Raw genomic sequence first — 12,660 nt, forward strand, 5'->3', positions numbered from 1 at the left:
ACATGTCTAACCCAATTAGGATTTTACAGATTTTTACTATTCTTAATCGTGGAGGTGCCGAAACCAATGTGATGAATTATTATAGGAAATTAGATAAAACAAAATTTCAATTTGATTTTGCAGTGCATAGGGCAGACGAAGGAGCTTATGAAACAGAGGCTATTTCACTTGGTGCTTCTATTTTTCGTTTTCCAGCGTTAAGTTGGAATAATCTGAACGAGTACCAACAAAAAATCAAAGTCTTTTTTGATGAAAATAAGTATTTAGTTATTCATGGGCAGTGTTCTGAATTGGGGTATTTTTTTTACAAAGAAGCCAGTCGAAGAGGTGTACCTGTTATTATTGCTCATGGACACAATTCAAATCCTAAATGGGACCTAAAGTCTCCTATGCGATGGTTGTTAAAGAAAAAAATGATGCAATATGTCAATACCTATTTCACCTGCGGAGACGAAGCTAGTGTTTGGCTTTTTGGTAAAAAAAATGCACACAAGGCATTTACCATGACCAATGCAATAGACTCTAGTATGTTTGCATACGATAGTGAAGATTCAAAATTAGTACGGAAAGAAATGGATGCGGAACAAAGTCTAAACATTATACACGTTGGTCGCTTTAACGAACAAAAAAATCACGATTTTCTAATCGAAGTTTTCAATGAACTTTTGAAGACAGAATCAAATTATAAATTGTTTTTAGTAGGTGAAGGAGAATTAAAGCCAATAATTGAAGCTAAAGTAAAACAGTTAGGAATTGAAGCTAAAGTTATTTTTTTAGGCAGCAGAAGTGATGTTAATCAAATTTTGCAAGGTATGGATGTGTTTTTGTTTCCCTCTTTTTTTGAAGGTCTACCCGTGGCTCTAGTGGAGGCGCAGGCTGCAGGATTACAATGTTACATCTCAGATGGAATTCCAAAAGAGTCAATTATAGTTACCGAGAATATTAAAGTACTTTCATTAGGTGATGACAAAACTAAATGGGCAGCTACAATTTATAAAGATCGCGAGTTGATAAAGAAAAATGTTGCTTCACAAATAATAAATAAAGGATACGATATCAATACTAACATCAAACTACTAGAGCAAAAATACCAAGCACTTATACAAGAAAAATTATGAAGAGGTTAACCGTTTTTACTCCTGCATACAATAGAGCACATTTATTAGCTCGACTGTATCAAAGTTTGTGTGATCAAACGAATAGTAATTTTAATTGGTTAATCATCGATGATGGATCTATTGATGAGACTAAACTAGTAGTTGATGGATGGATAAAGGAGGGGAGAATTGCAATCCAATATATCTATCAAGAAAACCAAGGGATGCATGGAGCACACAATACTGCTTACAAGAACATAATTACTGAATTGAATACCTGTATCGATTCGGATGATTATATGCCTATTAATGCTGTTGATCTTATTTTGAAAAAATGGGAAACCGTAGATAGCAATAAGGTGGCAGGTATTATAGGTTTAGATGCTGTTCCAACGGGAAATATTATAGGGACTAAATTTGTTTCAGAACTGACCACCTTAGAAGATTTTTATTTAAAAGGGGGTAAGGGAGATAAAAAAATGGTTTACCGAACGGATATCATAAAAAAATATCCCGAATACCCTGTTTTTGAAGGAGAAAAATATGTGGGACTTGGTACCAAATATTTGTTTATTGATAAGGATTACGAGCTAGCTACGATCAATGAAGTCTTGGTGATAGTAGACTATCAAGCGACGGGCTCTAGTAATACGATGTTTGCTCAATATTTAAAATATCCCAAAGGATTTATTTACAATCGCATTACGACAATGCAGTATTCGAAATCTACTAAACGTAAGTTTATTGAAGCGATACATTATATCTCTAGTAGTATTATTACTAGGAAAAAAGATTTTTTAAAAGATTCTCCAGAAAAGTTGTTAACGGTAGTAGCAATTCCTTTTGGGATCGCCCTTTATTTATTGATTAAACACAAAGCTAAAAGATGACAGGTAGTAAAAAAGTAGAATTAGTTAGTAACAAATTATATAAACTTGAGGCATTACGAGGTTTTGCAGCAATTTATGTTGTATTTCATCATTTATTTGCATCTGGGTTTGTGATTTTTAACTTTAATTTTTCTTTCTTATTTCGTTTTGGACAAGAGGCGGTAATATTATTTTTTGTATTGTCCGGTTTTGTGATTTACTATTCATTTGAAAGATCAAAAGACCAATCATTCAAACTTTTTTTAAAAAAGAGAGTTTTACGGATTTTTATTCCTCTCATAATTGTATTTATTACCAATTACCTGCTACTTTGTTATTATGCGGGGTACTTTATTGGAATAGATGTAAGGCAATTGGTTGGGAATATTTTGATGTTGCAAGATTTACCAGATAAAAGGCCTAATGTTTTGGTTAGCCCTTTTCTAGGTAATATACCTTTATGGTCGTTGTCTTTTGAGTGGTATTTTTATCTGATTTTTTTCTTTGTTTTTAAAAAGTTAAATCAATCCTCTAAAGCTGTTTACGTGATAGCTATTATTTCGTCAATTTCATATTGTTTTTATCCAAATTTTATAAATAGGGAGCTTATGTATTTTGGTATTTGGTGGGTAGGCGTTGATGTTGCGAAGTTATATGTTAGTAAAAAAAACTTTAATTTTAAAAACTGTAGGTTAGTAATCACTCAATTAGTTCTAATATCTGTAATTTTATTTATTAATATCTTGTATCAAAATGGATTAAATGTGAATCTTAAACCCGGTTGGATTAGTGTATATCCTTTTATAGAATTAAGACATTTTTTATTCACTATATTGCTAGTTATATTAGCTATTGTATGGAAAAGAATAGATTGGATTGGTTTTGACTTCATATTTAAACCTTTTGTGTCTGTCGCTCCTATATCATTTGGGATTTACATATCCCATTGGTTTTTAGTTTGTGATGCTAAATATCTTGAGTTTCTTGATAATGATTCGCTTAGGTTGTTATTGTACATGATAATTTGCGTATTATTTTCTTACTTGGTAGAAATCAAAGCATATCGATTCATTAGCAGTAAGATAAATGTTTTTCTCTCGTTTAAGTAATTTAGTGTGGATTTTAATGGAATTTAATTTGAAGAAAATTATTCGTACTTCTACTGTCGCTATGTCCTTAGATTATTTACTCCAAGGACAATTAGCATTTTTAGATAAACATTTCGAGCTGGTAGCCGTTTCTGGTCCTGATAAACATTTAGAAAATGTCGCTCATCGAGAAGGAGTTAGAACGGTCGCTGTCAAAATGGAACGGCAGATACGTCCACTTAAAGATTTGGTCTCTTTGTGGAAATTATTTAGGTTGTTTCGTAAAGAAAAGCCTTTGATTGTACATTCAATTACACCTAAAGCTGGTCTTTTATCAATGACTGCTGCCTATTTTGCTGGAGTTCCAATACGTATTCACACATTTACCGGATTAATATTTCCCTCAAAAACGGGTCTATTGCAGCAATTGTTAATTTTTATGGATAAAGTGCTTTGTCTTTTTGCAACCAATATTTATCCAGAGGGTGAAGGTGTTAAAAAAGATTTAGTCGATTTTCAAATCACTAGCAAGCCTCTAAAGGTGTTAGCTAATGGGAATGTAAATGGTATAGATACTACCTATTTTGATCCTAATACTATTCCAACAACTGATAAAGAAGAACTCCGTAGGCGTTTAGGGATTTTACAAGATGATTTTGTTTTTATTTTTGTAGGCCGTATTGTAACTGACAAAGGTATAAATGAGTTAGTTGCAGCTTTTAATCGATATTCAAAGGTAAATCAGAAGGTGAAATTGCTTTTAGTAGGTCCGCAAGAAGTTGACTTAGACCCGTTGTTTGGAGGTACTTTAGAGATACTAAAATCCAATAAATTAATTATTGAAGTTGGTTTTCAATCCGATGTACGTTCCTATTACGCAATTGCAGACGCATTAGTCTTTCCTAGTTATCGCGAAGGATTTCCAAATGTTGTGTTACAAGCAGGTGCGATGGGGTTGTCTAGCATTGTCACTAATATTAGCGGTTGTAATGAAATAATAGTAGATTTGAAAAATGGTATTATTATTCCCAGTAAAGATCAGGAGGCTATTTATCAAGCCATGAACGAACTAGTTTCAAATACTACTCTTCAAAACCTGTTGAAAGTTAATAGTAGGAAAATGATTGAATCGAGTTACGAACAAAATTTAGTGTGGAATGCAATTATGGCAGAATATAAAATTTTGATTAACAATGTATAAAGGTTTTTTTAAAAGAATATTTGATCTACTCAGTTCTATCTCGGGTTTTATACTCTTAAGCCCTGTTTTTATAGTAATTACTTTGGGATTGTTTTTTTCCAACCAAGGCAGACCTTTTTTCTTTCAGTTACGACCGGGTAAAAACGGAAAAATTTTTAAGATTATCAAGTTCAAAACCATGAACGATAAGAAGGACACAAATGGACTTTTACTTTCGGATGCAACTCGTTTAACTAAAATTGGTAGTTTTGTCCGTAAAACATCCCTGGATGAAATTCCACAATTATTGAATGTTATAAAAGGAGATATGAGTTTAATAGGCCCTCGACCATTATTGGTGCAATACCTGCATCTATATTCAGACAGCCAAAAAAGACGTCATGAAGTGAGACCAGGAATTACTGGGTGGGCACAAGTGAATGGCAGGAATGCGATTAGCTGGGACAAGAAGTTTGAGCTAGATGTATGGTACGTAGATCATATTTCGTTCTTACTAGATGTAAAAATTTTGCTTAAAACGATTTTAAAAGTGATAAAAAGTGAAGGGATAAATGCAGCCAATGCTGCCACAATTGAACCATTTAATGGACAATAAAATATATTTGTACGGCGCTAGTGGTCATGGTAAGGTGGTAATTGATATTTTACGTGAAAATCAGGAAAGTATCGGTGCAATTATTGATGACGATCTAGCTAAAAAAGAATTATTAGGAATTGCAGTAATTCATTCTGATACGTTTGTTAGGGACGATAGCCAAAAATGGATAGTGGCTATTGGGAATAATCTTATTAGAAAGGGTGTAGTTGATAAAATCGACTCCTTTTTCCACAGTGCGATACATCCCAAATCCATTATTTCTTTTTATTCGTCCATTGGGGAAGGCACTGTAGTGATGCCAGCTGTTGTTATTAATGCAGGCGTATCTGTTGGTAAACATTGTATTATCAATACAGCTTCCGTTTTAGAACATGACTGCTTGCTAGAGGATTTTGTTCATATTTCTCCCAATGCAACACTTAGCGGTGCGGTAACGGTAAAAGAAGGCGCTCACATAGGCGCAGGTGCTTCTATCATTCAAGGAGTTACTATAGGGAAATGGTCAACAATTGGAGCAGGTACCGTAATTATACGAGATGTTCCGGATTATGCTGTTGTGGTAGGTAATCCTGGCAGAATTATAAAAATAAATTAAAAATAAATGAATAATTCCAAAATATGGCTCTCTTCACCTCATATGGGAGGTAGTGAACAAAAATTTGTACAGGAGGCTTTTGATACGAATTGGGTAGCGCCTTTAGGACCTAATGTGAATGGACTTGAAATAGATTTACAAAATTATTTAGGCAGTAATTGCCATGTTGGAGCTTTAAGTTCTGGAACAGCGGCTATCCATTTAGGACTTGTTCTTTTGGATGTACAAGCTGGTGATGAGGTAATTTGTCAAAGTATGACTTTCTCCGCTTCTGCCAATCCTATTTTATATCTAGGTGCAACGCCTGTTTTTATTGATAGTGAAAAAGAAACGTGGAATATATGCCCTCATGCTTTAGAAGAGGCAATTCTAGATCGAATGGCTAAAGGTAAAAAACCAAAAGCAATTATTGCAGTTCACTTATATGGTATGCCTTATAAAGTTGATGCCGTTAGAGCTATTGCAGATAAATACAATATTCCAATTTTAGAAGATAGTGCAGAAGCATTGGGTAGTTCATACAAAGGACAAAAATGCGGAACGTTTGGAGATATAGGAGTTTTATCCTTTAACGGAAATAAGATTATTACCACTTCAGGCGGTGGAGCTATTGTTACATCGAATCAAGTTTTAAAAGATAAAGCTATTTTTCTTGCTACTCAAGCCAGAGATGATGCACCACACTACCAACACTCTGAAGTTGGTTATAATTACAGAATGAGTAATATTTGTGCGGGTATTGGTCGCGGTCAAATGGAAGTGTTAGATAAGCATATTGGTTTAAGAAGAAATATGCATTTCTTTTATCAAGAATTGTTTCAAGAAATTGAAGGGATATCACTTTTTAGCTCTTTAGACGATGATTTTTACAGTAATCAGTGGTTGTCTGCAATTTTAGTTGATTCGATAAAATTGAATGGATTGAGTTCGGAAGAGATTAGACTTGCCTTAGATAAAGAAAATATAGAGTCAAGACCATTATGGAAACCAATGCACTTACAACCTGTTTTTGCTAAATATCCCTATTACGGCAGCAACGTGTCAGAAACACTTTTTAATACAGGCTTGTGTTTGCCTTCAGGTTCTAACCTTTCAGACGATGATCGCCGAAGAATAAAAAAAGCTTTTGTTTCTTTACTTTCGTAAATTAAAGAATGATTAACGTGCTAAATCATATTAAATAGTGACACGAATATGGTATGACATCTTTTTGATAAACAACAAAATAATATTCTCTATTTAAAAAAGTAGTTACGATTAGGAGTTTATCCCTATATTTGCGCCATATTGACGCAAAATTAGTAAAAAAATGCTGATCTTATGTCTTGTGAAGCTTGAGAATAGCCTATTTAATACCGCTTTAAAACAACATCTATACTGTTATGAAATATAATTTTTTGTCAAAAAAAGCTTATTTGCTTTTTTTGTTTGCCTTAGTTTTTTCTTGTACCCCAAAAAAAGATATCTTGTATTATCAAAATATTGAGACTTTGGCTCAAGAAAAATTGAACTCCTACGAAATAACAATTCAACCTGATGATTTGTTAAATATTAATATATCTGCAGAGGATCCATCGATTACGGCTCCTTTTAATTTGAATCCTTCAATTGTAGGGTCAACAGGCGGCGGTGCTGGAGGTAGTAGTTCTTCAATTAAAAACTATTTAGTAGACGCTGATGGTTATATTGACTTTCCAGAATTAGGGAGATTGAAATTGAGTGGTATGACTCGATCAGAAGTTTTAGCCCTTTTTAAAAAGAAAATTTCTGCCTATATTAAAAATCCTATTATTACCATTCGTTTGGAAAATTTTAAGGTGGTAGTTCAAGGAGAAGTAGGAGGTCCATCAGTACTTCAAGTCAACTCCGATCGTTTTACATTAATAGAAGCACTAACAATGGCGGGTGATTTAAAGCCTACTTCTAGACGCGATAATATTTTAGTTATACGCGATATCGATGGAGTTAAGTCGCATCATAGAGTGGATGTAACCAAGGCAGACTTTATTAATTCTCCCTATTATTATATGGCTCAAAATGATGTGGTTTACGTTGAACCAAAGTACAGAACAATAAGCCCAGATGTAACATTAGTTACAACTTTTACATCGTTGGCATTGACACTACTATCTTTTATTTTAATATTCACAAGATAATTATATGGAAAAGAATAGCTCGAGCGAAGAGTTTGAACAAGAGTTTGATTTAAAAGCAGAAATTCAAAAATACATAATTCATTGGAAATGGTTTGTAGTTAGTGTTCTTATCGCGCTTTGTTTCGCTTTTTTTAAGGTGAGGTATGTAGTGCCTGTGTATAATGCATCTTCAACAATACTGATGAAGGATACTAAAAAAGGAGGTAGGCTTTCGGAGGCTGCTGCTTTTTCGGATTTAGGTATTAATAGTGGTGCTAGAAACGTAGATGATGAAATAGAAATAATGCGCTCACGAACCTTATTAGAAGAGGTTGTGAAGAAATTAAATTTCAATATATCTATTATTGCAAAAGGGAAGGTGTTGGAAAAAGAACTTTTTGCGGACTCTCCAATTAAAGTTCAATTTATCAACCAGGTTGCTGGATTTGATGAAAGTTACATGGTATTTAATTTCTCTGAACTGCCTACGGGACTCTTTTCACTTAGCACTAACGAGGGTGTACTACTAACCAAGGCAAATTCTTTTAGATACGGACAAAATATAAAGACGAAGTACGGTGATATGATTATCACTAAACTTAACGGTGGTGATTTAACAAATGATAATTCATTAACTATTGTCGTGAGTCCAATACAAAGTGTTGCTGGAAGTTTTAGAGGAAGATTAAGCATAGCGCCCTTGACTAAAGGTAGCGGTGTGATAGTACTTAGTTTGTTTGATGAGGTTGAGCAGAAAGCGGTGATTTTTTTAGATGCTTTAGTTCAGGCTTACAATGAAAATGCAGTCAGTGACAAAGAATTTATTTCAAAGAATACTTCTGTCTTTGTTTCAAATAGGTTACAATTGATCAATAAAGAACTCGAAGGAGTTGAGCGAGACGTTGAGCAATTTAAAGTTAGTAACAACTTGACTGATGTGCAGTCAGAGGGACAACGGTTTGTTACCGGTGTTACCGAATTTAGCAGTAAAGCAATTGATATTCAGGTACAACAAAACATATTAAACTCAGTTTTAGATTATGTAAAAAAGAGTAACAATGAAACCTCGTTACCGGCCAATCTTTTTTCGGGTGTTTCTGGAGATGTCTCTTCATTGATAAGTACTTACAATGAGATGATTATAGATAGGGCGAGAATGTTAAAATCGGCAACAGTTTCGAACCCAAGTTTGGTTAAATTAGACCAGCAAATCACTAATTTAAGGCAGACACTCCTACGAAGTTTAGAAAATAGTCGTTCGGTTTTAACAATCCAACAACGAAATATTGAACAAAATGAAAATATGTTCAATGGAAAGATACAAAAAATTCCATCTCAAGAGCGTCAATTCAGAGTGATAGAGCGTCAACAAAAAGTGAAGGAAGAGTTGTATTTGTATTTACTTCAAAAAAGAGAAGAAACAGCTTTGGCGTTATCATCAACCGAGCCTAATGCAAAAGTGATTGATGCGGCATTATCTACAGGTGCAGTATCTACAAAAAGTAGTATTATCTATATGGGCGGATTACTTTTAGGTCTTTTGGTTCCATTTGGTATTATATTTTTAATAGACTTTTTAGATACTAAAATAAAAAGCCGTTTGGATTTAGAGGGTAAAACGTTGATTCCATTTATTGGTGACGTTCCTACATCAGAAACTCCAAACCAAATCATACAATCGGAAAGCCGTACAAGTTCAGCAGAAGCGTTACGTATTATCCGAACCAATTTAGAATTCATGTTAAATAAGGTTCCAGAGGGAATTGCTAAAACTATATTTTTAACCTCTACTTTTCCAAAAGAGGGTAAAACCTTTGTTTCTGTGAATTTAGCTGCCACTTTCGCGCTGTCTGGAAAAAAAGTATTACTAATTGGTATGGATATTAGAAATCCTCGTTTAGATGAGTATCTTTCTATTCCTGAAAGAGGATTTACAAATTACCTTTCTTCTAATACTTTAAAAATAGAGGATTTAATAATTAAGTATGCAGGTTATGAGCATTTTCATATTCTGCCTGCAGGAGTTATACCACCTAACCCTGCTGAGATTTTGATGAATAAAAAAGTAGATGCTTTATTCGAGAGTTTAAAAAAAGAATATGATTATATTATCGTAGATACGGCTCCAGTAAGTTTAGTAACGGATACTTTATTAATAGCGAAAAATGCAGATACATTCATTTATGTAGCACGAGCTAACTTTTTAGAAAAGAAAATGTTAGATATCCCTAACAGTCTTTATAAAGAACAAAAGTTACCGAATATGTGTTTGCTGCTTAATGATACTGATTCGAGCAAGGGCTACGGATATGGTTACGGTTATGGAAGTAAGGTTGTCAACGAGCCTTGGTATAGAAGCATATTTAAAAAATAAACACTTTCAAAAAATTTAAAGTAGTATCAAATGGTAGCAAAGTATTTCTTTAAATTATCAAGATGCTATTTTTGCTTTTAATTATAATTAAAGATGATTTTCGAAAAAACTGCTATTAAAGACTTGACTGTAATTACCCCTTCTATCTTCAAAGATGATCGTGGTTATTTTTTTGAGTCCTATAACAAAGATCAATTTCTAGTTAATGATTTGGTTTATGATTTTATTCAAGATAACCAGTCTTTTTCGACCAAGGGAGTAATTAGAGGACTTCACTATCAATTAGAACCTTACGCGCAAACTAAGCTGGTACGTGTTCTACATGGAGAAATTCTTGATGTTGCCGTTGATATGCGTCCTGATTCTGAAACTTTTGGGCACCATTTTAGTGTAGTGCTTAGTGCCGAAAATAAAAAGCAACTACTTGTGCCTGCAGGTTTTGCTCACGGATTTTCTGTTTTAAGTGAAACTGCATCTGTATTGTATAAAGTGGATCAAGTATATCATAAGGATAGTGAAGGAGGAATTCGTTTTGATGACCCAATACTTAATATCGATTGGCAAATTGAAGCCAGTGAGATTATCGTGTCTGAAAAAGATGTAGTACTACCTTATTGGGGTGCTCAAAAGTAAAATTTCTGTCGTGTTCTCAGCTTTAATTTTCTGATAAAGTATTTTTAACAATGAAAAGAATAGTAGTTAGTGGGGCCAATGGTCAATTGGGGTCTGAATTAAAATTGATATCTGCCAATTATACCGAGTATGAATGGATATTTGCTGATAGAACACAACTTAGTTTAGACGGATTATTGGGATTAGAGGCTCAGTTAAAGTTTTTAAAACCTGATTTTTTATTGAATTGCGCTGCGTATACTGCAGTTGATAAAGCCGAAGAAGAATATGATCTAGCAAATACCATTAACCATTTAGCAGTGGGAATATTGGCTAAATTTTCATACCTAAATAATATTCCGTTTATTCATGTTTCTACTGATTATGTATTTAAGGGTAATGAAGATAGGCCTCTATTAGAAGAGGAACCAACTGACCCTATCAACGTGTACGGATCAACAAAACGAGCAGGAGAAAAAGCGGCAATGCTTCATAACCCTAATGCTATTATAATTAGAACATCCTGGGTGTACTCAGAATTTGGCAATAACTTTGTCAAAACGATGATTCGTTTGATGAAAGAGCGAGAACAAATTAGCGTTGTCGATGATCAAATTGGTAGTCCAACTTATGCAGCTGACTTAGCTGAGGTCATGATTAAGATAATTAAGTCTTCAGTATGGGAACCGGGTATCTATCATTATTCTAATGAAGGAGCCATCAGTTGGTACGATTTTGCAAAAGCAATTAAAATTTATGGCAAGTTTGATTGTGAAGTGATTGGTATACCAACAGCTCGTTATCCGACGCCTGCTAAAAGACCAGCATTCTCCCTTTTAAATAAAAGTAAAATCAAAAACACTTTTCATTTAGTCATACCTCAATACGAAATAAGTTTGAAAAAATGTATGGCTAAGTTGTTAAGTTAACACTAATTCATAATTGATTGAAACTTTAATCATAAAACGAAAAGAGTACTGTATTAATTTACATTCTCGCTATAATCAAATATTTAAATACGCTTTTAAATGAAAAAAATACTAATTACTGGTGGTGCAGGCTTTATTGGCTCGCATGTCGTACGTCGTTTCGTAAATAATTACCCTGATTACCACATAGTTAATTTAGATGCATTAACTTATGCTGGTAACCTAGAAAATATTGCTGATATTGAGCAAGCCGACAATTATACTTTTATAAAAGGTGATATTGTTGATGCTGCTTTTATCGATGCTTTATTTCTAGAGCATCAATTTGAAGGGGTACTTCATTTGGCAGCGGAATCACATGTGGATCGATCAATTACTGATCCATTGGCCTTTGTGAAAACAAATGTTATTGGTACGATGAATTTGTTAAATGCAGCAAAGACCATCTGGAAAGATAAGATGGAAGGCAAACGTTTTTACCATATTAGTACTGATGAGGTTTATGGAAGCTTAGGTTCAGAGGGGTTATTTACAGAGACCACGGCTTATGATCCTAATTCACCTTACTCCGCTTCTAAAGCAAGTTCGGATCATTTTGTTAGAGCGTATGGAGAAACTTATGGCCTGCCTTATGTACTTACAAACTGCTCAAATAATTATGGTCCTTTTCATTTTCCTGAGAAATTGATTCCTTTGTTTATAAATAACATTATACAAAATAAACCTTTACCTGTTTATGGCGACGGAAAATATACTCGTGATTGGCTATTTGTAGAAGACCACGCTGTTGCTATTGATTTGGTTTTTCATAAAGGTATCAATCATGACACCTATAACATTGGAGGTTTCAACGAGTGGCAAAATATTGATTTAGTGAAGTTGCTTTGTAAAATAATGGATGAGAAGTTGGGTCGAGAAGTAGGAACATCTGAAAAATTGATTGCTTACGTCAAAGATCGTCCTGGACATGATTTGCGCTACGCTATTGATGCTAGCAAGATCAACAAAGAGTTAGGCTGGAAACCATCAGTTACTTTTGAGGAAGGTCTAGAGAAAACAGTAAGCTGGTATTTGGATAATCAAACATGGTTAGACAATGTGACCTCGGGAGCCTATTCAACCTATTATCTAAAGCAATACGAAAATTAATCCCATTAAGTCG

Annotated in this window: 12 protein-coding genes; all 12 read left to right on the top strand. The window is 33.9% G+C overall.

Annotation, left to right across the window (positions count from 1 at the left end; all coding sequences use genetic code 11):
* Window positions 1-2: 2 nt before the first annotated feature.
* The 12 genes from ACZ2G0_RS06745 to rfbB all read left to right on the top strand — a co-directional run bounded on the left by ACZ2G0_RS06745 (window position 3) and on the right by rfbB (window position 12,647).
* Complete coding sequence (locus ACZ2G0_RS06745) at window positions 3-1,118, top strand: glycosyltransferase family 1 protein (RefSeq protein WP_470309572.1); 1,116 nt, start codon at window positions 3-5, stop codon at window positions 1,116-1,118.
* Window positions 1,115-1,987 carry a glycosyltransferase family 2 protein gene (locus ACZ2G0_RS06750; protein WP_470309573.1) on the top strand — a complete coding sequence of 291 codons (873 nt, stop codon included), beginning with the start codon at window positions 1,115-1,117 and terminating at the stop codon, window positions 1,985-1,987. The genes ACZ2G0_RS06745 and ACZ2G0_RS06750 overlap by 4 nt, the downstream gene beginning before the upstream one ends.
* Window positions 1,984-3,075, top strand: a complete 1,092-nt coding sequence (locus ACZ2G0_RS06755) for an acyltransferase family protein (RefSeq protein WP_470309574.1) — start codon at window positions 1,984-1,986, stop codon at window positions 3,073-3,075. The genes ACZ2G0_RS06750 and ACZ2G0_RS06755 overlap by 4 nt, the downstream gene beginning before the upstream one ends.
* A 28-nt stretch (window positions 3,076-3,103) precedes the next feature.
* Complete coding sequence (locus ACZ2G0_RS06760; RefSeq protein ID WP_470309575.1) at window positions 3,104-4,255, top strand: glycosyltransferase family 4 protein; 1,152 nt, start codon at window positions 3,104-3,106, stop codon at window positions 4,253-4,255.
* Window positions 4,248-4,850, top strand: coding sequence for a sugar transferase (locus tag ACZ2G0_RS06765; RefSeq protein ID WP_470309576.1), 603 nt, complete (start codon window positions 4,248-4,250; stop codon window positions 4,848-4,850). Before ACZ2G0_RS06760 ends, ACZ2G0_RS06765 begins: the two co-directional genes overlap by 8 nt.
* Entirely contained in the window at window positions 4,840-5,448 is a 609-nt protein-coding gene (locus tag ACZ2G0_RS06770; protein WP_470309577.1) for an acetyltransferase, read from the top strand. The genes ACZ2G0_RS06765 and ACZ2G0_RS06770 overlap by 11 nt, the downstream gene beginning before the upstream one ends.
* A 6-nt stretch (window positions 5,449-5,454) precedes the next feature.
* Window positions 5,455-6,594, top strand: a complete 1,140-nt coding sequence (locus tag ACZ2G0_RS06775) for a DegT/DnrJ/EryC1/StrS family aminotransferase (protein ID WP_470309578.1) — start codon at window positions 5,455-5,457, stop codon at window positions 6,592-6,594.
* Window positions 6,595-6,914: 320 nt separating this feature from the next.
* Window positions 6,915-7,604, top strand: a complete 690-nt coding sequence (locus tag ACZ2G0_RS06780) for a polysaccharide biosynthesis/export family protein (RefSeq protein WP_470309580.1) — start codon at window positions 6,915-6,917, stop codon at window positions 7,602-7,604.
* A 4-nt stretch (window positions 7,605-7,608) separates the two neighbouring features.
* On the top strand, window positions 7,609-9,957 hold the full coding sequence (locus tag ACZ2G0_RS06785; protein WP_470309581.1) for a GumC family protein: 2,349 nt from the start codon (window positions 7,609-7,611) through the stop codon (window positions 9,955-9,957).
* Between the two features lie 93 nt (window positions 9,958-10,050).
* The gene (gene rfbC, locus ACZ2G0_RS06790; protein ID WP_470309582.1) at window positions 10,051-10,590 is read left to right on the top strand and encodes a dTDP-4-dehydrorhamnose 3,5-epimerase; all 540 of its coding nucleotides are present in this window, start codon (window positions 10,051-10,053) and stop codon (window positions 10,588-10,590) included.
* Window positions 10,591-10,640: 50 nt separating this feature from the next.
* On the top strand, window positions 10,641-11,498 hold the full coding sequence (gene rfbD / locus ACZ2G0_RS06795) for a dTDP-4-dehydrorhamnose reductase (protein WP_470309583.1): 858 nt from the start codon (window positions 10,641-10,643) through the stop codon (window positions 11,496-11,498).
* Between the two features lie 99 nt (window positions 11,499-11,597).
* The gene (gene rfbB / locus ACZ2G0_RS06800) at window positions 11,598-12,647 is read left to right on the top strand and encodes a dTDP-glucose 4,6-dehydratase (protein ID WP_470309584.1); all 1,050 of its coding nucleotides are present in this window, start codon (window positions 11,598-11,600) and stop codon (window positions 12,645-12,647) included.
* Window positions 12,648-12,660 lie beyond the last annotated feature (13 nt).

This window comes from Flavobacterium sp. KKT103 (assembly GCF_055640565.1).